Origin of the sequence: Thiocystis violascens DSM 198 (assembly GCF_000227745.2) — a bacterium.
In the GTDB taxonomy this organism is placed as follows: Bacteria; Pseudomonadota; Gammaproteobacteria; order Chromatiales; family Chromatiaceae; genus Chromatium; species Chromatium violascens.
Window position 1 is genome coordinate 1436767 of the sequence record NC_018012.1, and the last position, 24712, is coordinate 1461478.

General features: G+C 65.1%; 19 protein-coding genes. 9 read left to right on the forward strand and 10 right to left on the reverse strand.

All coding sequences use genetic code 11. The features are described from left to right. The first annotated feature begins 79 nt into the window (after nucleotides 1–79). Genes THIVI_RS06390 through THIVI_RS22580 form a run of 3 tightly spaced genes read left to right on the forward strand, consistent with a single transcriptional unit; the run spans nucleotide 80 to nucleotide 5747 of the window. The gene (locus THIVI_RS06390) at nucleotides 80–1573 is read left to right on the forward strand and encodes a PAS domain S-box protein (RefSeq protein ID WP_014777812.1); all 1494 of its coding nucleotides are present in this window, start codon (nucleotides 80–82) and stop codon (nucleotides 1571–1573) included. A gap of 3 nt (nucleotides 1574–1576) precedes the next feature. Then, nucleotides 1577–2410 carry a response regulator gene (locus THIVI_RS24500; protein ID WP_014777813.1) on the forward strand — a complete coding sequence of 278 codons (834 nt, stop codon included), beginning with the start codon at nucleotides 1577–1579 and terminating at the stop codon, nucleotides 2408–2410. A 4-nt stretch (nucleotides 2411–2414) separates the two neighbouring features. Continuing rightward, nucleotides 2415–5747 (forward strand): EAL domain-containing protein, encoded by a 3333-nt coding sequence (locus THIVI_RS22580; RefSeq protein WP_014777814.1) that lies wholly within the window; start codon nucleotides 2415–2417, stop codon nucleotides 5745–5747. A 21-nt stretch (nucleotides 5748–5768) separates the two neighbouring features. On the opposite strand, the gene THIVI_RS06405 is transcribed toward THIVI_RS22580, so the two are convergent. The 5 genes from THIVI_RS06405 to msrB form a co-directional block, all read right to left on the reverse strand. After that, a complete protein-coding gene (locus tag THIVI_RS06405; RefSeq protein ID WP_014777815.1) occupies nucleotides 5769–6653 on the reverse strand; it encodes an alpha/beta fold hydrolase in 885 nt (294 codons plus the stop codon). Between the two features lie 21 nt (nucleotides 6654–6674). Beyond that, entirely contained in the window at nucleotides 6675–10493 is a 3819-nt protein-coding gene (locus tag THIVI_RS06410; RefSeq protein WP_014777816.1) for a DUF1631 family protein, read from the reverse strand. Nucleotides 10494–10538: 45 nt separating this feature from the next. Then, nucleotides 10539–12692, reverse strand: a complete 2154-nt coding sequence (locus THIVI_RS06415; protein WP_014777817.1) for an alpha-amylase family glycosyl hydrolase — start codon at nucleotides 12690–12692, stop codon at nucleotides 10539–10541. Between the two features lie 489 nt (nucleotides 12693–13181). Continuing rightward, the gene (gene sohB, locus THIVI_RS06420) at nucleotides 13182–14192 is read right to left on the reverse strand and encodes a protease SohB (protein ID WP_014777818.1); all 1011 of its coding nucleotides are present in this window, start codon (nucleotides 14190–14192) and stop codon (nucleotides 13182–13184) included. A gap of 263 nt (nucleotides 14193–14455) precedes the next feature. After that, on the reverse strand, nucleotides 14456–14863 hold the full coding sequence (msrB, locus tag THIVI_RS06425) for a peptide-methionine (R)-S-oxide reductase MsrB (protein WP_014777819.1): 408 nt from the start codon (nucleotides 14861–14863) through the stop codon (nucleotides 14456–14458). Nucleotides 14864–15045: 182 nt separating this feature from the next. On the opposite strand from msrB, the gene THIVI_RS06430 reads away from it, so the two are divergent. From THIVI_RS06430 to THIVI_RS22585, 5 genes are all read left to right on the forward strand, one after another. Beyond that, a complete protein-coding gene (locus tag THIVI_RS06430; RefSeq protein WP_014777820.1) occupies nucleotides 15046–15648 on the forward strand; it encodes a hypothetical protein in 603 nt (200 codons plus the stop codon). Between the two features lie 12 nt (nucleotides 15649–15660). Continuing rightward, nucleotides 15661–16554: an archaetidylserine decarboxylase gene (gene asd, locus THIVI_RS06435; RefSeq protein WP_014777821.1), complete on the forward strand. Its 894-nt coding sequence runs from the start codon at nucleotides 15661–15663 to the stop codon at nucleotides 16552–16554. A 16-nt stretch (nucleotides 16555–16570) separates the two neighbouring features. After that, on the forward strand, nucleotides 16571–17557 hold the full coding sequence (gene moaA / locus THIVI_RS06440) for a GTP 3',8-cyclase MoaA (RefSeq protein WP_014777822.1): 987 nt from the start codon (nucleotides 16571–16573) through the stop codon (nucleotides 17555–17557). 227 nt (nucleotides 17558–17784) lie between these two features. After that, a complete protein-coding gene (locus tag THIVI_RS06445; protein WP_342610610.1) occupies nucleotides 17785–18042 on the forward strand; it encodes a nucleotidyl cyclase domain-containing protein in 258 nt (85 codons plus the stop codon). 231 nt (nucleotides 18043–18273) lie between these two features. After that, the gene (locus tag THIVI_RS22585; protein ID WP_014777823.1) at nucleotides 18274–19338 is read left to right on the forward strand and encodes an HD-GYP domain-containing protein; all 1065 of its coding nucleotides are present in this window, start codon (nucleotides 18274–18276) and stop codon (nucleotides 19336–19338) included. Between the two features lie 150 nt (nucleotides 19339–19488). Here THIVI_RS22585 and THIVI_RS06455 read toward each other — a convergent pair whose 3' ends face one another. The 5 genes from THIVI_RS06455 to THIVI_RS06475 all read right to left on the reverse strand — a co-directional run bounded on the left by THIVI_RS06455 (nucleotide 19489) and on the right by THIVI_RS06475 (nucleotide 23436). Beyond that, the gene (locus THIVI_RS06455; RefSeq protein ID WP_014777824.1) at nucleotides 19489–21594 is read right to left on the reverse strand and encodes a heavy metal translocating P-type ATPase; all 2106 of its coding nucleotides are present in this window, start codon (nucleotides 21592–21594) and stop codon (nucleotides 19489–19491) included. Nucleotides 21595–21721: 127 nt separating this feature from the next. After that, the gene (locus tag THIVI_RS06460) at nucleotides 21722–22096 is read right to left on the reverse strand and encodes a hypothetical protein (RefSeq protein ID WP_014777825.1); all 375 of its coding nucleotides are present in this window, start codon (nucleotides 22094–22096) and stop codon (nucleotides 21722–21724) included. Between the two features lie 25 nt (nucleotides 22097–22121). Continuing rightward, nucleotides 22122–22283 carry a hypothetical protein gene (locus THIVI_RS06465; RefSeq protein WP_014777826.1) on the reverse strand — a complete coding sequence of 54 codons (162 nt, stop codon included), beginning with the start codon at nucleotides 22281–22283 and terminating at the stop codon, nucleotides 22122–22124. Next, nucleotides 22280–22648 carry a magnetosome protein MamC family protein gene (locus tag THIVI_RS06470; protein WP_014777827.1) on the reverse strand — a complete coding sequence of 123 codons (369 nt, stop codon included), beginning with the start codon at nucleotides 22646–22648 and terminating at the stop codon, nucleotides 22280–22282. The genes THIVI_RS06465 and THIVI_RS06470 overlap by 4 nt, the downstream gene beginning before the upstream one ends. Next, nucleotides 22645–23436, reverse strand: coding sequence for a hypothetical protein (locus tag THIVI_RS06475; protein ID WP_014777828.1), 792 nt, complete (start codon nucleotides 23434–23436; stop codon nucleotides 22645–22647). Before THIVI_RS06475 ends, THIVI_RS06470 begins: the two co-directional genes overlap by 4 nt. A gap of 180 nt (nucleotides 23437–23616) precedes the next feature. Between THIVI_RS06475 and THIVI_RS06480 the strand changes: the two genes are divergently transcribed. Next, nucleotides 23617–24666 (forward strand): Fe(3+) ABC transporter substrate-binding protein, encoded by a 1050-nt coding sequence (locus THIVI_RS06480; protein WP_014777829.1) that lies wholly within the window; start codon nucleotides 23617–23619, stop codon nucleotides 24664–24666. Nucleotides 24667–24712: the final 46 nt, after the last annotated feature.

Below are 24712 nucleotides of genomic sequence, written 5' to 3' on the forward strand. Positions count from 1 at the left end.
GATCTCTCCGGAACTGATAAGACCATTCCGCCATCTCAAGATAGAGAGTCCATCCTGGCGCGAGTCGGAGGCGATTCCCATGGCCAAACTCATGAACGCCGAGGTCGTCGCGCGCCTGCTCGACGAATCGCCCGACGCGCTGATCGCGACCGACGCGCGGGGACGGGTGATCTACTGGAGCGACGGCGCGGAGAGCGTGTTCGGTTACACCCGCGCGGAAGCGCTCGACCAATCGCTGAACGCGCTGGTCGCGCCCGGCGAGGGCGCCGACGTGGGTCGCGACATCCTGCGCGCCGTCCTGGAGCAGGGATCGGCCAGCGGCGAATTCCCGCACCGCCGCAAGGACGGTTCGCTGATCTATGTCGCCACCTCCGGCAAGGCGATCCGCGCCGCTGACGACACCCTCGAATATCTGCTGTTCGCCAAGAAGGACGTGACCCGGATGAAGGTCATGCGCGATGCCAAACTGGTGGACGCGCGCTTCCGCGACCTGCTGGAAGCCATGCCCGACGGCATCGTCATGGTCAACTCGAGCGGCTGGATCGTCTTCTCGAACAGTCAGGCCGAAACCCTGTTCGGCTACGATCACGGCGAGCTGCGCGGTCAACCGATCGAGGTGCTGCTCCCGGAGCGGTTTCGCGCCGGCCATGTCGGACATCGCGTCAAGTATTTCGGGCAATTGCGGACCCGCGCCATGGGCGTGGGGCTGGAGCTGTACGGGCTACGCCGCGATGGCAGCGAGTTCCCGGTGGAGATCAGTCTGAGCCCGCTGGAAACCGAGGAAGGCATCCTGGTTTCCAGCGCCATCCGCGACATGACCGAGCGCAAGCGAATCGAGCGTGCACTGCGCGAACAGAATCTCGAACTGGAAAAGGCCAATCTGATCAAGGACCGTTTTCTCGCCAGCATGTCGCACGAGCTGCGCACCCCGCTCAACGCCATCCTCGGCTTTACCGGCACCCTGCTGATGCGCCTGCCCGGTCCGATCAACGCGGAACAGGACAAGCAGCTCACCACCATCGAAGCCAGCGCCAACCATCTCCTGTCGCTCATCAACGATCTGCTGGATTTGGCCAAGATCGAGTCCGGCAAGCTGGAGATCCATCCGCAACCCATCGCCTGTCGCGCCCTGATCGAGGAAGTGGTCGGCACGCTCAGGCCGCTGGCGGCGGCGAAAAGTTTAGGCTTCGAGGTCGCGGCGATCCCCGACAACCTTCAGGTTTACACCGACCGGCGCGCACTCAGCCAGATTCTCATCAATCTCTGCAACAACGCCATCAAGTTCACCGAGCAGGGCCAGGTGAGCATCGCCTGCGTCCGGCACCGCGAGCACGGCCAGCACGAGGTGGAGATCGCGGTGTCCGATACCGGCATCGGCATCTCCCAGGCCGATCAGGCAAAGCTGTTCCACGCCTTTGCCCAACTCGATTCCTCGACCACCCGCCGTCACGAGGGCACGGGGCTGGGGCTGCACCATTCGCGCAAGTTGGCCGACCTGATCGGCGGGCGCATCGCCTGTCACAGCGAGTCCGGCCAGGGCAGCGTCTTCACCCTCACCCTGAAGGAGGGCTAGGCCATGGCGCGAATTCTGATCGTCGAGGACAACCCGGACAATCTGGCGCTGATGCGCTATCTGCTCCAGTCCTTCGGGCACGACACCCTCGCGGCCCAGGACGGCGAGGAAGGCGTGGCGCAGGCCGAAGCGGAAACTGGGCTGGATCTCATCCTCTGCGACGTGCATCTGCCCAACATGGACGGCTACGCGGTGGCGCAATGGCTCAAGGCCCATCCGCGGCTGCGCCAGATCCCGCTGGTGGCGGTGACGGCGCTGGCCATGGTAGGCGACCGGGAACGTGTGCTTGCCGCCGGCTTCGACGGGTATCTCGCCAAGCCCATCGCGCCGCGTACCTTCGTCGGTCAGGTCGAGGCGTTCCTGCCAGCCGCGCCAGCCGGCCAGGATGCGGGTCTCGCCAGCGCGGCGGCGAAACCGCCCGCGACCGCGTCGGATCCACGCCCGGAAATGCCCACCGAGAGCGCCCGTATCCTGGTGGTGGACGATTGCGCCACCAACCGCAGTCTGGCCGAGGCGACGCTGAAGCCCTTCGGCTACCGCGTCACCCTGGCCGCGCGCGTCGCCGAGGCGCTTGAAATCCTGGCGCGACAGCCGTTCGATCTGATTCTCTCGGATCTGCAAATGCCGGACGACGACGGCTTTCATTTTCTCGCCACGCTCAAGGCCGATACCCGGCTGCGGCGGCTTCCCTTCGTGCTGATCAGCTCCTCGGTATGGGGCACGCAGGATCGCAAACGCGCCCTGGCGCTTGGTGCCGCCGCCTTCCTGCTGCGTCCCATCGACCCGCGACGGCTGCTGGCGGAGATCAGCTCCTGCCTGACCGAGACGCCGGAGTGAGGCCGTGGACACCGCCCCCACCATCCTCGTCGTCGACGACCGCTCCATCAATCGGGAGTTTTTAACCTCGCTGTTCGGCTACGCGGGCTATCGGGTTCAGTTGGCCGCCGACGGTATCGAGGCGCTGAGACTGGTGGCGGATGCCCATCCAGACCTGGTCATCACCGACGTACTGATGCCGATCATGGACGGCGTCGAACTGGCCCGCCAGCTCCAGTCCGACCCGGCCACCGCCGCGATTCCGATCGTCTTCTACACCGCCACCTATCGCCTGGAGGAGGCGCGCGAACTGGCGCGCTCCTGCGGCGCGCGGCTGGTGATCGCCAAGCCGTCCTCGCCCAGGGCTATTTTGGAGACGGTGGCGACGCTGCTGGGACGGCCGCAAGCCTTGCCACCCCAGGAAATGAGCGCGCCCGGTCTGCTCGGTGGCATGGCCTCCAACCTGACGGGGCTCTCCGAGCTGCAACGGCAGTTGCAACGGATGTTCCAGCAGGGACAGGCATTGTTGAACGAGGGCGGACAGGTGCAAGCCTTGTCGACACAACTGGAACAGTCGCTGGCCGCCGCGCAAGTCCTCGGACTGCGCCTGACCGCCCTCATCGAACTGGGTCTGGAACTGGCTTCCGAACGCGATCCCGACCGTCTGCTGAAGCTGTTCGTGCGAGCCGCCCAGGACATTCTGAACGTCCGCCACGCGGCGGCCGGTCTGATGGATCAGGGCGGCCGGGTCGTCCATCTGGCGACCCGCGGGCTGCCGGACGCGGTGCATGATGCCCTGGCCACCCAACCGCCGAGCGGCCTGATCGCCCAAGCGCTGCGGCAGGGAACCCCGCAAAGCATTCGGGACTGGTCCGGCGAGACCCCGCCGCCGGGACTGCCGGACGGCCATCCGTCCCTGCGGACCCTGCTGGCGTTGCCCGTCCGCTCGGCAGTGCGCACCTACGGCTGGCTCTATCTCGCCGACAAGCTGGGCGCGGACGCCTTCGCCACCGAGGACGAACAGATCGCCGCCACCTTCGCCGCCCAACTCGCCCTGGCGTGCGAAAACCTCGCGCTCTTCGAGGAGGCCCAGGAGTACGCCCGCGAGCTGGAGCGGGAGGTGACCGAGCGGCGCGCGAGCGAGTTGCGATTTCGCCAACTGGCGGAAAACATCCGGGAGGTCTTCTGGCTGGTCAATCCGACCATGTCGGAATTCTTCTATGTCAGTCCAATCTATGAGGAGATTTGGGGAAGAAGCCGCGCCAGCCTCTATGCCGAGCCCGATTCCTGGCGGGAAGCTGTGCACCCGGACGACCGGCGGGCGGTCCTGGAGGCGGTGTCGCGAATGCGCGAGACCGGCCAGGTCGACATCGATTTCCGGCTGCTCCGTCCCAATGGCAGCCTGCGCTGGATCAATGCGCGCGGCTTTCCGATCCGCGACGAGCGGGGCGAGCTGATCCGGATCGCCGGTCTCGCCGAGGACGTGACCGAACGCAAACGCGCCGCGGACCGGATCGCCCGTCTGAACCGCGTTTACGCGGTACTCTCGGGAATCAACTCCGCCATCGTGCGGATTCATGAACCCCAGGCGCTGTTCGAGGAAGTCTGCCGGATCGCGGTCGAGGAAGGGACGTTCGCGCTGGCCTGGATCGGTCTGCCGGACGGCGAGTCACTGCGACCGCGTGCATGGCGGGCACGGGATCCACAGGCGCCCCCCCAAGCCATTGGACTAGCGGTCAGCGCCGCGGACGAGGCCGAGGCGCGACGGGTGCTCGAGAGCGGGCGGGCGGCGGTCTGCAACGATCTGCGTCTGGAGGATCTCGCCGCCGCCGGGCCACTGAATCTTGCCCTGGACCTTGAGGTCCGGTCGCGGGCCGCGCTCCCTCTGCGCCAGGACGGAGCCCTGGTCGGCGTGTTGATGCTCTACGCGCGCGAGGCCGGTTTTTTCGACGCGGAAGAACAGCGCCTGCTCGACGAACTGGCGGGAGATATTTCATTTGCCCTGCAATACATCGCCAAGGCCGAGCGCCTCGACTATCTGGCCTACTACGACCCGCTCACCGGGTTGCCCAATCGCAGTCTCTTCGTGGACAGGCTCGGTCAATTGCTGCAAGGCGCCCACCACGACGGCACCCAGGTCGCGGTGATTTTGGTGGATCTGGACCATTTCAAACGCATCAACGACACACTGGGCCGTCATGTCGGCGATGGCGTGCTCCAGGCGGTGGCAGACCGTCTCGCCGCCACCCTGGAAGAACCTTCCAGCCTGGCGCGGTTGGGGGCGGATACCTTTGCCGTCGCGATCGCCGCGCTGCCCGCCGAAGCCGATGCCATGGCGATCTTGAGACGCTGCATCGTCGATCCCGTGGAGCGCCCGCTGACCATCGCCTCCCAGATCCTGCATCTCAGTCTCCATGCTGGCATCGCCCTGTACCCCCGCGACGGCGACGATGCCGAAACCCTGTTCGTGCATGCCGAGACCGCGCTCGGACAGGCTCAGACTTCCGGCAAGCATCATCTCTATTTCGATTCGGCCCTGAACGCCGAAGTCGCCGACAAGCTGGTGCTGGAAGAGGAATTGCGGCAGGCGCTGGAAACGCGGCAGTTCGCGGTTCATCTCCAGCCCAAGGTGAGTCTGCGCGACGGCGCGATCGTCAGCGCCGAGGCGCTGCTGCGCTGGAACCATCCGACCCGGGGTCTGGTTTCCCCCGCGAGCTTTATTCCGCTGGCGGAGGACACCGGGCTCATCGTCCCTATTGGCGAGTGGGTGCTGCGCACCGTTTGCGCCCAGGAGGCCGACTGGCTGAAGCAGGGCCTGCGCACGGTTCCGGTGGGGGTGAATCTCTCGGCGGTCCAGTTTCGCGAGACGCGGGTGCTGGAACTGGTGCAGGACGCGCTGGCGACGGTCGGGCTGGCGCCCGGCTATCTCGAACTGGAGCTGACCGAATCCCTGATCATGCAGGATCCGGCAGAAGCGGTGCGCATCCTGAACGCCCTGCGCGCACTGGGGGTCCGTCTCTCCATGGACGACTTCGGTACCGGTTATTCCTCGCTCGCCCAACTGAAGCGGTTCCCCTTCGACGCACTGAAGATCGACCGGGCCTTCATCATCGACATCGTCCATAACCCGGAAGACGCCGCCATTGCCAGCGCGATCATCACCATGGCGCGGCGTCTGGGTCTGACCGTGGTCGCGGAGGGCGTGGAGACGGTCGAGCAGCTCTGCGAGCTGCGCGCCGCGGGTTGCGACGAAATGCAGGGGTATCTGTTCAGCCGCCCGGTGCCGCTGGAAGAATTTGCGGCCATGCTCAGGGCGGGAAAGCGCTTGCCCTTGCCGCCCATGCCTCATCGCGGTTGATGGCGTCATGGGCAAGCGGGGTCAGCCGGCGGGCGGCGTCGACCAAAACCGATCAAGCGTGGCGACCGTCTCCGGGAGTCTCTCCCAATGCGGCAGCCCCAGATTCGGGGCGAGTCGGATCCGCTGCCAGTTGGGATGTCTAGCGACGAAGTCATCCAGGCGCTCGAAGGTGATGTAGGGGTCGCGATCGGCAATCGCCAGCACCGGCAGATCCGTCAGCTTGCCATAGAGCCGATCCGTCGCATTGGGCGTAAAGAGTTGCATGGAGAGGAAAGTCAGGGGCGCATGCCGGGCGCCCGGCTGATGGGACGTGGCATGGGCATAGTCGATGACCTCGGCGGGGACATCGCCCACGAAGGAGCGGCCCAGAAAATAGCGGATGCTGGGACGCGATGCCACCAGGTCATAAAGCCCCTGACTGACGAGCGGGATGGTCAGCGCCTTATGTGTGATCCTGGCGCTCCGCATGCTCGGTACCGGACGCAGGCTAAATCCGGTCGGCGAAATAACGACGAGCGAGGCGACCTGCCCCGGCGTCGCGAGGGCCGCACGGGCGGCGAACTCCGCGCTCAGCGAGAGCGCGAGAACATCCGCGGGTTGCTGGACGACCTGCCGCAAAAAGTCCGCGAGGGCATTGGCATAGAGATCTGGCGTATAGGGCCGCGCTCCGCGCTCGGAGTGCCCGAAACCCGGCAGGTCGAGGCTGTACACTGGCCGCTGGCCGCGATACTGCTCGAACAGTGGCCGCATCTCGAAGCTGCTGGGCGCGGCATTGATACTGTGCACCAACACCAGGGGCCGTCCCTCGCCTCCGGCGTCGACGTAATAGGCGATCCGCCCGGCGCGTTCGCTGACGAAATCGAATCTCGGCGCCGTCAAGGCGTCGGCAAGTACTGGCTTGGTCAAGAGTGACTCCTGAGAGGCGGTTTAGGGCATCTCGTCAAGGAATTGTGGTCGTTCGATGGCATAGCCTTGTGCGTAATCCACCCCGATATCCTGTAGCAGTTCCAGGATTTCCAGGTTTTCCACGTATTCGGCGATGGTTTTTTTGCCCATGAAATGGGCAATCTCGTTAAACGATTTGACGATTTGCCGGTCGTGGGGGCTGATCAGAATATCCTTGACAAAAGAGCCATCGATTTTGACGTAGTCGACCGGCAATTGTTTCAGATAACTGTAGGACGACATGCCGGAGCCGAAATCGTCCAGCGCGACACGGCAGCCCAGGGCCTTGATCTCGCCCAGAATGATGGCCGCCTGGTCGAGATTCACGATGGCCACCGTCTCGGTGACCTCGAAGCTGATCAGATCGACGGGCACCTGCAACCCCTTCAGACTGGCGCGAATGAATGTCAGCAAATCCGGATCGCTCAACGATTGGCCCGAGAGATTGATGGCGATGCCGCCAAGCTCGCGGGCTTGATCCGGATGCGCGTTGATCCAGCGCAAGGCCGTCTCGATGACCTGGCGATCGACCTCGCGCATCCGATTGAAGGCCTCGGCGGCCAGGATAAAGGGTTGCAGCGGAAGCGGAGCGCCCTGTTCGTCGTAAACGCTGAGCAGGATTTCGCAATGCGGCGTCAGTTCGGAACTAGGATCGATCGGTACGATCCGCTGATAACGCAGCCGGTGGCGTCTGGACGCGATGATCTCTTCCGCCTGCGCCCAGTCGCGCAGGTGATCCAACTGACGGACGACGATCTCGTTGTCCTCGCGGAAGAGGATGACGCGATCCCCGCCTTCGCGGTGCGAGGCCAGACAGGCCACGCTGGCCGCGGACATCAGTTGTTCCGGCGTGGTCGCGTCGCCGTCCAACATGACCATCCCCAGACTCCCCGCCAGTCGGAAGGGCTTGCCTTGCAGATCGTTGGGCATCGCCGTCAACCCGGCGCGAATGGCCTCGCCAATCTCGCTGGCATGGTCGCGATCGATCGCGGGCATGAGCAGACCGAAGCGGCAGCCGCCGAGATAGGCGAGACAGACCGCGTCCGGCACCACGTTTTCCAGCAGTTTGGCAACCGCGACCAGAATCCGCTCGCCAGCCGAATAGCCAAAGGTTCCGGTGAGCGTGTCGTAACGATCCAGCTCCAGAAACGCCAGCGCATGCGCGGATGCCGAAGCGTCATCCGACAGCAGCAGTTGGGTGAGCGAACCCAGCAGCCGCCGCTGATTGGACAGGCCGGTCAAGGGATCCTGCGTTTCGTGATAAACGAGACGTTCCTGCATCTCCGTCAACGCGGCATCGGCGGCACGGGTGACCGCCCGCTTGGCGGTCGGCGCCTCGGCATGCGCCTGAGCGCGCGCGAAGGCCTCCGCCAGACGCTGGCGGGGCAGCACCTTGACCTTCTTGCCAAGGGTATCGGCGATCGCCAGACGGGAGCCTTCTTCGTTGCGCCAGATCAGTCGTAACGCCTTGCTGTCGTCCTTGGTCCGCATCCAGAGCAGCGCGCCCAGCGGCAATGCATTGACCTGCGCTAGCCCGCGCTCCCAGTCCGCGGCGGGCAGATCCGTCGGAATCCGTTCGGGCTCGCTGTCGGCATCCGCCGCCAAGGGAGAAAAAATCAAAAAATCCTCGTCCCGAGACAGTGACGCGCGCGCGCGCCGCACGGCGGTTTCGATCCGTCCCAGCAGTTCATCGCATGGAATCGCATCGACCCCGATGTAGCTCAGGCCCGTGCGGATCTCCGCGATCATCGCCGCGAGTGAGATGGGCTCCGGATCCTCGGCCGCGCCCTCGCCGCCCGTCATCCGGTGCAGGCTCGCCAGGAGACGCCAGTACTGACGCCAGCGCGACCCTTCGAGACCGCCATTGGCGCACGCCAACTCCAGCAGATTCCGCCAGCCGGTCTGGATGAATTCGTCGACGACCTGGTGAATCCGACGTCCGCCCAGGGCGCCGTTCAGACGCTCCCGGACCTGCTCGCGCGCCAGGCGTTCCCGCTCTTTCGCCTCGCAGACAGTCACCCAGTTGACAACATTGCCCTGATATTCGCGACCTGCCTTGGATTCGATGGAGCCCAGACGCTTGGACAGTGCGTCCAGGGCGGCGGGATCCCGAGCCTCGCTGGAGACCAGCGTTTGAGCCACGTCCTCGAACTCGCGGCGCAGCCCCCGATCATCGCCCTCCTGGTTCAGCAGATACAGCGAAAGTTGTTCCAAATGATTGATCAGATTGACCAACGGCTGGCTGGCATCGGCCATCGCGCCCGGCTCGGCGATCGCCATGGACAGAAAACGCCGGGACAATGGCTTGATGAGCGACTTGATTCGCGCGGGGGTCGCGGGGTCCGCCAGCATGTGCGACAGAAGCCGGTCGGTGACCTCGACCCGTTCCTCGACCTGCGGCGACAGCACCGGCTGGGGCTCCGGATGACTCTCTTTCTGATTCGGCTCGGCGCTACGCAGCCATTGGGCGAGCAGTTCCCGCAGCGGGCGGTTGGCGTCCGCCTCGGGGAGTTGGAAGTCAACGGGTAGTTGAGAGAGCAGATCCGTGACACGCCGTCCGCCCGCGTAATTGCGCGCCGGTCGTGTCCGGCCGGCCAACGCGACGGGAGACCGAGCTAGCGAGTCGGCCATCAGACCAACGGCCCGCGCGCCCTGGATCGCCTCTGACGGAGCGGGCTGGAACGCCGCCCCGACTGGCGCGGTCGTGACGCGGTCCAGAGGGGACGCGGAATCCGGCACATCGGCTGCGTACCCCGAAGCGTCCGCGGTCGATGCGTCAGTGCCCGTCGTTCGCGGCGACGTCTCGATGTCCGCAAGCCCCGAGGAGGCCCAGGCCCGCGACACCTCCCGATAAAAGGCGCCCAGATTGCTCGATAAATGGTTGGCGATCATCCGCATGGAAATTTTTTGCAGTTCCTTCCCAACGCCAACCTCGCTCAGCGCCTGTTCAATGGCTTCAGCCAGCGCCAAAGGTTCCATCGGGAGCGCGGTTTCCTGGAAAATCGCGGATAACTGAGCCCGCAGTGCATCCAGCGGCTCGCGCAACTCCTCCTCCAAACGGTTGGCCAACTCCGATTTCGCCAGCCAGATCTCGAACTCATCCGGGTCGATGAGTTGCAAACCGTCCGCCGAGGGAGCGGCTCCCGCACTGGCGGCGGGCGTCGCGCGCGCCTGGCCAAGATTCTGGAGTGCGTCGAGCCACTCCTGACGGATCCGGCGCGGGATGCTTTCATCCTGAACCGCCCTGGCCAACAAACCGATTTCGCCCGTCAAACGCGCGCGCTCGGCATCGCTCATGGCCCGCTCGCTGTGCGACCAGAGATCCTCCACCAGGGTTTCCAGCAGCGAATCGAGCAGGCCGCCCAGGTTGCGCTGTCCCACGTCCCGCAGAACCTCGCGCGCCTGTAGCCTGCCGGGATGCGGTTCGATTTCCGTCGCCGGCTGACTCGCCGCGGCGGCCTCGCCGATAAAGCGGGCCAGACGCGCCCTGCCGTCCCCCTCCAGCCGGATGAAGCGCGCGCCCAGACCGCGATCGACGCGATGGACGATCTCGACCACGGCCTGGACGGGATCCATGCTCTGCGCGTCCGGAAGGTCGAAATGCAGATCGACATGCTCGCCCGAGACGAAAGGCAGTGCCGGCTCGGTCGCGGAGGTATCCAGAAGCAGACCGCCATTGCAGAGATTCAACACCCTGCAATTGGTCGGAAGCTGGTTGCGGCCACGTACCTTCGCGTGCAGATCCACCGGATGGCGGGTCTGAATGCGACGCTCCCTGGACGATCTTGGCGGTTCAGTCATGTCCGAGATAACACCCGTTAGGCTGGCGGAAACCGGAAGGAAACCTCAGCGTAAATACACCCCGTCTTCACCAATTTTACCGGGTCCATTGAGCACATAAATCCCCGCCGAATTGGCCTTGACGTGGAACCCCAGGCGGCCGTCGCTGGCGACTTCCGCCCCGGTCACGGCGTCGCGATAGACACCGGGTTTGACGCCCTCGATCGCGATCCGTTGCTCGGCCCCGATCGCCAGACCGACAACGGCATAACTCCCGCTCTCCGAAGCGTCGCGCACGAAGCGCATTCCGCTGCCCCATTCGGCGAGATGGCTCATGCGCGCCTTCTGCAGCGCGGGAATGGACCGGCGGATCAGATTCAGACGCTGGATGTGACGATACAGCGGATGCGCCTGGGTCTGGGCGATTCGCTCATCGGTCAGATGATCGCCGAAATAGGCGCGACCGGTCTGATGCAAGGTATCGCGCTCGCCCTCGACATCCTGGGGCGCGCCCTTCATGAACTCGATCTCCTCGCCATAATAGAGACAAGGAATCCCGCGCGCGGTCCAGATCAGATTATAGGCGGCCGCCGCCATCCATTGATCGCCCTTGAAGCGGTATTTGAAATCGTTGTCCGGACCGACATCGTGGTTCTGCAAAAAGGTGACGAGCTGCGTCACGTCACCATAGATCCAGTCCATACCGAGGATCTGCGCGGTCCCGGCATAGGTGCCCTTGCTCACGGTATCGCGAAAGGTCGAGAAGAGACCGAAATCGAGCTGCGGAAACCCCGAGTCCCCGCCCGACTCCGGATCCAGCGGATCGTGCCCAAGCCGCGTGTACCACCAGGGCCGAATCTGGGAGGGGCCATTGTCGCCGCCGCCCAGATCGCCCCAGCCATAGCCCTTGACCAGATTCTCGCCGAAGACGAACAGACCCGGTTTGTGGGCCTTCCAGGCATTGATGTATTCGAGCAGATTGTCGCGCTCGACATGCTTGACGGTGTCGATGCGCAGCGCATCCACGCCCATGTCCAGATAGCGATTGATGGCGCCGATGAGATAGTCCTTGACGCTCTGGCGCTCGGTGGCCAGATCGATACAGTCGCCCGCCAGATGCTTGTGCTGGAGCGGATGGGCGCTCTCCCAGTCGCCGCCGCAGATGAATCCCTCCTGATGGTACCACTCGGGGTCCAGATCCTGGGGGTCGATCCCGAAGAAGCGTCCGGGACGATAACCGGGCTTGGGAACGGTCTCGCCGGTCTTAGGGTCGATCAGCGGCTCGCTGCCGTCCGGGTCGCGCGCGTGGCGCTCGCGGTACCACTCGGGCGCGAGCGGATTGTCGATGTCGTCGCGATTGGGCCAGGCATAGTTGCCGAGGCTGCCCTGATAGGGACCGTGATCCACCCGGCCCGGCTCGGAACCCTGCGGGACATAGTATTTGATCGGCAGATGGTCGATATGGACCTGTCCGCGAATGCCGTACTGGCAGGAATGATTGACCACCACGTCCTGAATGATCTTGATGCCCTTGGCGTGCGCCGCGTCGATCAGATCCTGATAGCTGGCGTCGGGCGACTCCAGACGCGGATCGATGCGGGTCCAGTCGTAGGGGTGATAACCGTGATAGTCCAGACCTGAGCGGTTCTCCACCGGCGGGGTGATCCAGATGGCCGTGAACCCCAGATCGCGGATGTAATCGAGACGCTGGATCAAACCCTTGAAATCGCCGCGCCAATGCGGATCGATCGGGTTACCGGACTCGTCGAACTGAATACGATCGCGGCAGAAAAAATTGTTGGAGGGATCGCCGTCGTAGAAACGGGTCGTCAGCAGAAAATAGATGGTCTCCTCGCGAAAATCGGTGCGCTCATGCAGTGGGCGTGGCGCGCTGGAAACCAGGGATCGGGGTGGCGCCGAGGGGATGACCGGCTCGGATCGACGCTCGGGCTTGCTCGCGGACCAATGTCCGCCGGCGCTCAGCCAGCCATTCACGCTGCGGAACTGATCCTGCGTCTGTCGGCCCTGGCCGTCGTGGAAAACCAGGTAGAGCGACTTCAGGCCATGAAACCGGATGCTGTACCAACCGTCGCTCTGGGGCTCCATGGCGATACCGGGCCAAGCGCTCTCGACGCCGCCCGGATGACCGGTCCAGTAATGAACATGGATGGTGTCGGCCCAGTCCGCGGGTCGCTCGAAATGGACAATCAAATCCGGCATCGTGAACGTTCTCCAAACCACTCTGTTAAAAATGCTTTCAGGCGTCAGCCACACTGCCATTAAGTCAAGGTGATTTACGGGAATGACTTTACCGATTTCCGTTCGTCCTGAGCTTGTCGAAGGACGGGCGGAAATCGTGCTCCGAGGCCGACATTGCATCCGTTCATGGTTCGACAAGCTCACCACGAACGGATGCAATGTCACCACGAAAGTGGGTATGAACTTTTCCGGAAATCGCCTAAGGAATCGCTCAAGTCGGGAAACCGTTGATGGACACTTTCTATTGTTTCACGCGGAGACAGGGAGCCGCGGAGAGTCGGAAGCGGTCCCACGGCTCACGCCGAGCGATTGCCATCGGGAGACCCCTTGGAGGCCGTCCCCATCATTCATCCGGTCTTTCTCCGCGCACTCCGCGCCTCCGCGTTAGATCGTCATTTAGCAACTGTCTATCTTCGACGTCCCGATGGCTGCCGGACAGTGTCGCTCAAATCAGCCCCGCCAGGTCGCAAAGGCGCGATCCAGGCTCGCCTGGATGCTCGACAGCAACCGCTCGATGGGCTTCTTGTGGACCCGGTATTTGAGCTTCAGCAGATCCTTCCCCTCGCTCGCCGCCAGCAGATAGTCGTCGCTGGTCTGGATGGCATCCACCAGGCCAAGCTCCACGGCGCGCTGGCCATGCCAATATTCGCCGGTCGCCACCCGCTCCAGGTCGAGGCCGGGACGGTACTCGGCGACGAAACTCTTGAACAGATCGTGCGTCTCTTCCAACTGCTCGCGCAGCTTCTGGCGGCCCTCGTCGGTGTTTTCGCCGAAAACGGTGAGGGTGCGCTTGTACTCGCCCGCCGTGTGCAGTTCGAAATCGACCCCGTGACGCTCCAGCAGACGATGGAAGTTGGGCAACTCGGCGAGCACGCCGATGGAGCCCAGAATGGCGAAGGGCGCGGCGAGAATGCGGTCGGCCACGCAGGCCATCAGATACCCGCCGCTGGCCGCGACCTTGTCGACCGCGACCGTCAACGGGATGCCCTTGGCCCGAATGCGCGCCAACTGGGATGCCGCGAGTCCGTGTTCGCTGACCATGCCGCCGGCATTATCGAGCCGCACCAGCACCTCGTCGCCCGGCTGCGCCTCCAGCAGCAGCGCGGTCACCAGCACCCGGAGCGCGGCGACCTCGCTGGCCCGGATATCGCCGTTGAACTCGATGACGAACAAACGCGGGCGGTCGCTCTCCGCCGCCTTCTCGCGTTCCTTCTCGCGCTTGCGTTCGGCCTTGAGATAGGTCTTGTAGGCCTTTTTCGGTAGCGAGAATTCCTTGAGCGCCTGGGTCAGCGCACGGTAGCGCTCGTTGAGATCCGTGATCTCCAGATGCTCGCCATGATCGCCCTCCTGCCGGGCGCGCAGCGCCAGGATCAGCAGCACGGCGATCCCGAGAACCAGCGTCAGGGTTTTGGCCAGGAACAGACCGTAATCGAACAGCGAGGCAAACAGCAGATCCATCATAACAATCCCGGTCAGTGGTCAAGCGTGAAATCCAAAACGCGCGGCGAACATGAGCCAATGCACGCCCGCGCGTTCAGGCGGGCATCGTGGATGCGCGGTCGGGCGCCCGCGTGATGGATCATAATATACGGCGTCTTCTCGGACGGAGAAATCGCGTGACGAAACCGCGCGCATCGAAAGCGTTTCGCACGAGGCGCGGGTTATTCAGGGAGAATCCGCGGGCGGGCGGTGTCGAATACCCAACCCGCCGGGTCAGGCGTTTTTCAGGATCGCTCGGGTTCGGGCTGAAACGCCAGCGCGACCGAATTGATACAGTAACGCAGTCCGGTCGGACGCGGACCGTCCGGAAAGACATGACCAAGATGCGCGCCACACCCCTGACAGACGACCTCGATGCGGCGCATTCCATGACTGGCATCCACCTTCTCCGCGACCGCCTCGGGATTGGCGGGTTGCCAGAAACTCGGCCAGCCGGTGCCCGAATCGAATTTCTCGTCCGAATTGAACAGCGGTTCGCCACAACAACCGCAACGGTAGACACCCCGCTCCTTGAAGGCATGATATTGGCCGGTAAAGGCGGGCTCGGTGCCTTTCTCGCGACAGACGTGGTATTGCTGTCCAGTGAGTTCCGCCCGCCATTCTGCGTCTGTTTTTTCGATTTTCCCGCGCATTTCGCTTCTCTCTCGAATCCGATCGGACAAAATTCAGCGTCGTCTTGAGCCGCGTCGGTCGCGGCCCCTATACTGCGCGATCGCTTCCATCGCTTCTTAATGGGGACTGGTTCCGCTGATGTCCAGCCACGGGCGAATGCTGCACACGCCGCGCAAGCGGTTCTTTGTCGAGGACCAAACGGATGTTTTTGCGTAACCGGCACCGTCTGTGGATTCGTATCGTCTTCGTGTTGGGCGCCATCTCGCTCTTCATGTTCGGGTATCAATGGGGCAATCGTTATCGACAGCAACCATCGGAAACGCTCGCCATCGACGGCGTACTGGTGCGACCGCCCGTCACCCTGCCTGACTTTCAACTGAAGGATCCATTCGGACGCGCGTTCGACCGCAAGACCCTGGAGAGCGGCTGGAGCCTGCTCGCCTTCGGCGATCTCTCGCGCGCATCCGGCCAGCTCGCCGTGCAGCGTCTGATCGATGTCCGCAATCGGGTCGCCGATCAGGCGACGCTCGGACAGGCGCTGCGGCTGGTGCTGATCGCGACCGCCGAGACTCCGACGCTGGCGCGCGACTTCGCCGGTCTTGCAACCGCGCTCTTCATCCTTGGCGGGGAGTCATCGCGGATCACACCGCTCCGCGACGCCTTGAGTTCGCTGGAGGACGAAACACCGACGCTCTATGTCATCGGCCCTGGCGCCCAGTTGCTGGCCTTGCTCCCGGACACGGAGACGGGCGCCGCCATGGCCGAGGATCTCAAGGCGCTCTTTTACGCACACGAACCGCAGTGATCTAAAAAACTCATGACCGACCACTCTACCCCATCGCCGCGCGAACGCCTGTTCGTCGCGCTTCAGCATCTCCTGCCGCAGCACGGGCTTTCAACCTTGATGCACCGGCTCGCGCGCGTGCGCTGGCGGCCGCTCAAGGCGCTCCTGATTCGCGCCTTCGCGCGACTCTATCGGATCGACATGAGCCTGGCGGAGGAGCCCGAACTGTCCGCCTATCCCCATTTCAACGCCTTCTTCACCCGCGCGCTGCGCCCGGACGCCCGACCGCTCGACCCGGCGCCACACGCGGTGCTCTGCCCGGTGGACGGCACCATCAGCCAGATCGGCCGAATCGCGGCGGGACGGCTGATCCAGGCCAAGGGACACGACTATGGGGCCGACGCGCTGCTGGGGCTGGCGAACGGCGCGGCGCATCCGTTCGATGGCGGTGTCTTCGCCACCATCTATCTGTCGCCGAGCGATTACCATCGGATTCACATGCCGCTCGCCGGCGCGCTCGCCGAAATGACCTATGCGCCGGGTCGACTCTTCAGCGTCAACAACAGCACGGCCAAGCTCGTGCCGGGGCTGTTCGCGCGCAACGAGCGGGTGATCTGCCGCTTCGCGACCGAGGCGGGCGACATGGCCATGGTGCTGGTGGGCGCGATCTTCGTCGGTGGCATCGAGACCGTCTGGGCGGGCGCGATCACGCCGCCGCACTCGGGGCGCGCGCTTCAGCATTGGGAGTATCGCAACGATGCCGACCCCATCCGCCTGGCACGCGGCGCCGAGATGGGGCGCTTCAATCTTGGATCGACCGTGATTCTGCTGTTTCCCCCCGGACGGGTCGCATGGGACACGAACCTCGCTCCCGGGCAGCAGGTTCGGCTGGGTGAGCGGATTGGGATTCGACAGTCGTCAATTTAAGAGAGGACACCCGAAGATGAGCCACCCATCACTGACCGATCCCTTCGGCCGCCGCATCGACTATCTGCGCCTCTCGGTCACCGATCGTTGCGATCTGCGCTGCGGCTATTGCCTGCCCAAGGGCTTCAAGGGCTTCGAGGAACCCGAGCATTGGCTGACCTTCGCGGAGATCGAGCGCGTCGTCAGCGCCTTCACGGCCCTGGGCGTGCGGCGCGTCCGTCTAACCGGCGGCGAACCCCTGATGCGGCGCCACCTGCCCGAACTGGCCGGGCGTCTGTCCGCCTTACCCGGCCTGGAAGATCTCTCGCTCTCCAGCAACTGCACCCAGATGGACGCGCTCGCCGAACCGCTTAGACGCGCGGGCGTACGGCGCCTGAATGTCAGCCTGGACAGTCTGCGCCCCGAGGTTTTCCGCGAGATCACCGGGGGCGATCTCGACCGGGTGCTGCGCGGCATCGCGGCGGCGCACGAGGTCGGCATGAATCCGATCCGCGTCAACGCCGTGGTGATGCGCGGGGTCAACGACGGGGAGATCGAGGATCTGCTCGATTACTGCGCCGCGCGCGGCTTCACCCTGCGTTTGATCGAGGCCATGCCGATGGGCGCCACCGGACAGGCCGCGGCGAGCGCCTTCGGGGATCTGGAACCGATCAAGCGTCGCTTGGAACAGCGCTTCGCGCTGATCCCGGACATCCTCCCCGGTGGCGGCCCGGCCCGTTACTACCGGGTCGGCGCGACCGAGACGCGCATCGGCTTCATCACTCCCATCTCCCAGCACTTCTGCGAGACCTGCAACCGGGTGCGCCTGACCGTCGACGGCACTCTCTATCTGTGTCTGGGCCAGGACAGCAGCTACCCGCTGTTGCCGCTGCTGCGCGAAGGGATCGGCGACGCGGAGCTGATCGAGCATCTGCGCCGCGCCATCGCGCTCAAGCCGGAGCGCCATGAGTTCAAGGAGCGCCCGGAGCAGATCATCCGCTTCATGTCGATGACCGGCGGCTGAGCGGGACACCGCCCTAGAAGGATTGCGCGTTGGCCTGGGCGGGATCCCGCTCCATCTCCATGGCGGTTCATCCGCTCCCAGAGGTTCTTGCGCGAACACCCGCAAAACCGATGTCGCCGCGCGGATCGGCGGGGAGGAATTCGCCCTGATCCTGCGTCACCTCCCCGAGCGACACCCAGAATCATCTGAGCTGGCTCCATGAACGGCTGCGCAAGCAGCACATCAAACTGGACTCCGAAACCCGTGTCCAGATCACCGTCAGCATCGGTTATTACGTGATCGCCAAGCGATCCGGAACCTCGGTCGACGAGCACCCGCGCACAACCCAGGACATTGTCAAGTGCGCCGACGACGCCCTCTACTTGATCAAGAACAATGGACGCAACGGGATCATGGCCTGGCACGAGCTTGCCGCGGACTATCCCGAGCAACGCCACACCCCGAACTTTGCCGAATCACCCGAGAATCCGCGACCGGCAGGCTGATATTGAAGCCGTTCATGGTTCGACAAAGATCTCCCGAGCGACCTGTATGGGCGAATTCATTCGCCCCCGCATCCCCCGCATCCGTGCACCCAAGTCGCGATTGAATTTGCCCCTACAGGGGTGAAGATCATCTGTCGAAAGCGGATAATAATCGTTATTATTACCTATCAGGGCGGCCACCCCATTCGATCTGGAGCCACTTGGCACACTGGAGCATACGAGGACGGAATAATGACGATACCTGACCGCGTTGAGTTGCATGCAGTGATCGATGTCGTGCTGACCACCCTGGACGCGCGCGATCCCTACACCTACGAACACTCCTTCCGGGTCGCGCTCTACTCGGAGATGATGGCGCGGGAGCTGCGGCTCTCCCCCGTGCTCCGGCAGCGGATCGAGGTCGCGGCCTATCTGCACGATATCGGCAAGATCGCCATCGCGGACCAGGTGCTCAACAAGGCCGGCCGGCTCAATCGCGACGAAATGATCGAGATTCAGCGCCACCCGCGCATCGGCTTCAACATCCTCAGCCGGCTGCCGACCTTCCACGAGGTCGCGACCATCGTGCTTCATCACCACGAACGGGTGGATGGCGACGGTTACCCGGAGCGGCTCGCCGGCGACGCGATCCCGCTGGAATCCAGGATTATTGGGATCGCCGACGCCTTCGATGCCATGACCTCGAGCCGGCCCTACCGTAAGGCGCTGGCCGCCGACGCGGCCCTCGCCGAGTTGAACCGACACGCCGGCGAGCAATTCGACTCGGAGATCGTCGCGATCTTCAGCCGCCTGCGCGACCCGCTTTGCGAGCACCTGAGCAATGGCCTGGATCCGGTCAATGGCGGCCACCATGCCTATGTCGGGCACGAAGACCTCATGCACTCGCGCATCGTGCAGAACGCGGGGTTCTTCGTGGAGGACGAGCGGCCGGTGCGTCGCGCCATCCCCTCGACACTCTTCGGACGCGACTGGACGCAAAACCTCTACAGCCGCTATCACGCCCTCCAGCACAACGCCAGCCGCAAGGGCGTGCCCTTTCACTGGAGCAGCTTCGCCGACTTCCTGACCGCCCTCGCCGTCGTCGCCCCGGGGGACTATCACCCGCGGACCTACCGCTTCGACTTCGATCTCAAGCGGATCGACGCACGCGGCAGACGGCTGGGTTATTGTCAGGACACCATGCGCTTCAAGCCCGCGACCACGAAGAGCAGTCGGACCAGCGTGCACAATAAGACGGCGCGCGCGCTCCCTGAGCGCGGCGAATCGAAAACCCGAGTCAAGCCCTTGAGCCAGTGACCGTCAGCCCTGCCTTGCATCCCGAGACCAAACAGGATGCCGATGCGGACACTCCGCCGATCACCCACTGAGGCTTGACGCCGCGGAAACTGTTTGTGGGAGCGCTGCCCCGGCGCGGCGAAGGTGCGCTCTCACACTCACCAAGCCCCTTCACTCGACCTCGATCGCTTTCTCCCTCTGGGCAGGACGCGCGCCCCGCAGCGCATGGACCAGCACGCCGAGGGTGGTGCCGTTGTGCAGCAGCGCGCTCGCCACGGGCGAAAGCCAGCCCAGGAGGGCGCCGGCCATGATGGCGGTGTTGATGCCAACCGTGGCGTTAAAGTTGGTGCGGATGATGCTCATGGTGCCGAGCGCGATCTCGCGGGCATCGGCGACAGCGATCAGCCGGTCGTCGGTCAGCACGATGTCGGCGCTCGCCCGCGCCAGATCCGCCCCGCGCGACATGGCGATGCCGACATCGGCGGCGACCAGTGCCGGACCGTCGTTGATACCGTCGCCGACGAAGCCGACCTTGCGACCCTCGCGCTGCAACGCAATGATGAGAGCCGCCTTCTCCTCGGGGCGAACCTCGCCGTGGACCTGGTCGAGACGCAGGGTGCGGCCCAGCGCCTCGGCCTTCTCCTGACGATCCCCCGAAATCATCACCAGCCGCTCGATGCCCAGTGTGCGCAATCGCCGCAGGGTCTCCTCGGCATCCTCGCGCAGGGTGTCGCGCAGCGCGATCAGGCCCATGGGTCCGCGCTCGCTGGCGACGTAGAGCAGTGTCTTGCCCTCGTCGAGCAGACGCGCGATCCGCGCCTCGTGCGACTCGAAGCGTACGCCCTCGTGCTCTTCCAGATAGTGGCGGCTACCGACGAGGATGCGGCAGCAATCCAGCCTGGCGCTGAGTCCGTGGGCGACCATGTAGTCCACCTCGCCGTGCGAGATGTGCTGCAGATCGCGCTCGCGCGCGGCCTCGACAACGGCCTGGGACAGGGGATGGGTGGCATGCTCCTCGACCGAGGCGACCATCGCGAGCAGCACCTCCTCGGACTCTCCGCACCGGGGATCGAGCACCACGACATCCGTGACCTCCAGTTCGCTGTGGGTCAGGGTGCCGGTCTTGTCGAACACCAGGGTATCGATCCCGGCCAGACGCTCCATGGCCTCCCCACCCTTGATCAGCACGCCGTGATTGGCGGCCTGATAGAGCCCGGATTTGAAGGCCACCGGGGTGCCGAGCTTGAGGGCGCAGGAATAATCGACCAGGAACACCGACTGCACCCGCGTGAGATCGCGGGTCAGGGCGTAGACGGCGCCGGCCGAGCCGAGGGTGAGATAGACGCGCGTGTCGGCCAGCTCGTCGGCCATGCGTTGGGTCTCCGAGGTCTTGTCGAGCGACTCCTGGATGAAGCGAGCGACCCGCGCGGTGGTCGTGTCGTCGCCGACCCGGGTCGCCTCGATGCGCAGCCGTCCCTCGACCAGTACCGAGCCCGCGACCACGCGCTTGGGCGCCTCGCGCGCGATCGGCATGTCCTCGCCGGTGACGGCGGCCTGGTTGACCATGGCCACGCCCTCGACGACGCGCCCGTCGACCGGGATGGTCTCGCCGACGCCGACGACCAGAAGCTCGCCGGCCAGCACCTGATCGCCGGGGATCTGCACGAGCTGACCGTCGCGCTCGACCCAGGCGGTGGCGGGAGCCGGGCGCAGCAGCCGGCGCAGCAGCCGGTCGGACTGCTGCTGGGTGCGCTCCTCCAGGTACTCGCCCAGGGTGAGTAGCAAATCGGTGATATTGGCGGTATAGAGCTTGCCGCGACTCGCCGAGAGCCCGACCGCCAGGGCGTCCAGCACCTCAACCTTGACGCCCTCGTGGATCAGGGTGTCCGCTCCCTTGAGCAGCTTGGAGCCGATATTCAGATAGGTTGCCACATGCTGCGCGGGGCGCGGCAGCAGGGGCAGCAGCAACAGGGTCAGGACATTCCTGACGAGCGGCGCGATGGAAGGATCGTCGGGCGCGTCGCGCATCTGACTCGCGCCAGCCCGCGGCCCGAAGGCGTCGAGCCACGCCAGCAGTCGCGCCTGCGCGAGCTGGCGCGGGTCATAGTCGACGACCAGACTGCGCGCCGCGCGATTGATGCGCACGTCCTCGACGCCGTCCTGCGCATCGAGCCAGTAGCGCAGCGACTCGCCGACACCGACCTCGGACAGCGCGGGGACGCGCAGACGCAACCGGCCGGGCAGCGCATGCAGAAGGCGATAGGAGATGGGAGTCATGATGACTCGGGCGATCGGCCGCCAGCGACCAGCCATCGGCGACCCGATGCCCGCAGGTCGGCACGCGCCGCCGCGACGGCGATGCCGTTCCTGGCTGGCGGCCGAACGCTGGAAGCTGAACGCCCGCTCAGCCCTCCTTGTTCTGGCTGCCGTGATGCAACTCCGCGGCGGCGTCGCCGAAGCGCTCCTTGACCTCTTCGACGCCGCCCTGCAGCAGCGACCAGGTCTTGACCACGCCCTTGATCAGCGTGCGCTGCACCTGCTCGTTGGTCACCAGATAGGTAACGGCGGCACCGATCAGCAGCCCCTTGACAAAGCGGTCGTTCGGCATGCTCAACAGCGAGCGAACCGGCTGCTGTTGCTGTTGCTGGTAGTAGACGGGATAAGCGTAGGGTTGCTGCAGACCGGGCTGCATGGCGCCCTGGCCCTGATAGCCGCCGGCGGCCTGTCCGGCGGCATACTGGCCGGCGCCGGGGTACTGCTGATAATTGTTCTGGCTCATTCCGAATCTCCCGAAGTAGCTGAAATCATGGATTTTTCCGGTCCGCCGCAGGCTTCTCGGCGGCGCGCCGCTTGACGATACCACGCATCAGGAGCACCAGCGCGGCGCCAACCAGGACGCCGCCGATGCCCTCGACCAGGTTCTTGGTGACCCCATGACGGTGGCGCTGCTGGGACGAACTGCTCATGACTCGCCCTCGCTGCCCGCCAGGCGGGTCTGGATACCGTAAACGACGGCCGTGCCGACCAGGAACATCAGCCCCAGCCGGCCAAACCCCTGTTCCGCGACGCTGGAGGCGACGGCCCCCGCGGCGACGGTCGCGACGCCCGCAATCGCGGCGGCCTTGGCGGTCTCCGCCAGCGCGCCCTGCGGCGTTTGGGTGCCGGACCGGAACCGCCGCACCTGGTGCGCGGCGGCCGCGCTGCCGCCGACGATGGCCCCCGTGGTCGCCAGGCGCATCAAGGCGGCACAATCGAGCGCGGCATGGGGCTGCGCCGGATAGGCGGGTCTCATGGGTACTGGATCGTTCCGAGTTTCGTAGGTCACGCTCATGTGCCCGACTCCTTGCCGCCATTGCCGTTGCCGTTACCATCCCCGCCGGAGCCGAACAGGGCATGCTGCACGGACTCGCTGGTCAGCAGCAACACGGCGGCGGCTCCCACCAGAGCGCCCTTCCAGAAATCCGGATCGTCGACATTCAGCATCTTGGACAGGGTGGTCAGCCCGTTGCCGCCGTTGCTGACTTCCTCCACCAGATCGGTCATCCGGGCGCCATGCGCCTGTCCGGCACCCTGAGCAGCGCCATGGACATGCCCTTGGGGCATCGCCTGAAAGGCATCGGGCGGATAGGCGCCAGGGGGCGGTGGTGGATAACCGGCGTAGGCGCTGTAGGGTGGTGCATGCGGCGGAGCCATGTAGGGCGGTGGAGCCATGTAGGGCGGGGTCCAGGCTTGCGGAGCCACCGCGAAAGGGGGAGGCGCGGCGTAGCCCTGATAGGGCGCGCCGGCCCAGGGATCCGGCGCCAGCGGGGGATACTGCGCCTGACCTTGTCCCGGCGGTATCGCACCGGCGGCGCCGTGCATGGACTGGCCCTGCCCCGACGTCGACCATTCGCCCTGCCCGCCCCGGACAGCACCCTCGGCCTGTCGCCCCTGGGAAGCGCCGGCCTGTCCGTAGGCGTAAGCACTGCCCTGGGCCTGACCCTGTCCGCCGGCCGATCCGGACGACGCCTCGCCGTAACCGCCGACCGTGCCCTGCGCCGCCGCGTCCGGCGAGCCGCCCCGGCCTCCGGCTCCCATCCCTGGACCGCGTTCCGACGCGTCGCTTTGGTGCTCACTCATTCGATTTCTCCGATGATCTTCATGGTTGACACTCCAGGAAACCCTGCCTGCTCACCCGCATCCCCGGCCATAAGCTTACGCACCTTGAGCATGGATTGCGGATGAGAATATTCGCAATGTTAGTCGTTTGCATTATCATCTGCAAACCAAGCGCCCCGGCTCGACCGCGGCGCGCGCCAATTGCCCCCAACTGGAGATCATACTCGTGAGACCACGTTTCCCTGCCCTGACCGTCATCGCCGTCCTCGCCAGCCTGCCGCCTCGACCCTCGCCGCCGACGCGGAAGTCAATGTCTACTCATCCCGCAAAGAGGAGTTGATCAAGCCCCTGCTCGACCGCTTCACCGAACAGACCGGCACCCCGGTCAACCTGGTGACCGGCAAGCCCGAGGAACTGCTTGAGCGACTCCGACGCGAGGGCGCCAACTCGCCCGCCGACGTGCTCGTCACGGTGGATGCCGGCAACCTGCACCGCGCCAAGGCCGCCGGGGTGACCCAGCCCCTGACCTCCGACAGCCTCGCTCGGACGATCCCGGAGACCTACCGCGACCCCGAGGGACACTGGGTCGGCCTGACCATGCGCGCGCGCCCCATCCTCTACGTCAAGAGCGAGGTCGATCCCGCAACCCTCTCCACCTACGAAGCGCTCGCCGATCCCGATTTCAAGGGTCGTGTCTGCATCCGCTCCTCCGACAACGTCTACAACCAGTCGCTGGTCGCCTCCATGATCGCCGCGCGCGGCGTCGCGGCCACGGAAGCCTGGGCCAGCGGCCTGGTCGCCAATCTGGCGCGCCCGCCCAAGGGCAGGGACCGCGACCAGATCAAGGCCGCCGCCGCCGGCGAATGCACGCTCGCCATCGCCAACACTTACTACCTCGCCGGCATGCTGACCGGCGAATCGGCGGCGGATCGCAGCGCAGCCGAACTCATGGGCGTCTTCTGGCCCAACCAGGAGGATCGCGGCACCCACGTCAACGTGAGCGGCGCCGCCCTCACCGCGTCGGCCAAGCATCCCGAGTCCGCCGTCGCCCTGATCGAGTTCCTCGCCAGTCCCGAGTCCCAGGCCTGGTACGCCGAGGCCAACGGCGAATACCCGGTACGCGCGGACGTGCCGCCGAGCGCGACGCTCGCCACCTGGGGCGAGTTCAAGGCGGACACGCTGAACCTCGCCCGGCTCGGCGAACTGAACGCCGAGGCCGTCAAGCTCATGGATCGGGCCGGCTGGCGCTGACCGGGCATCAGGATCGACACCGGCGCAGCCCTCGCGCCCGCGGGCG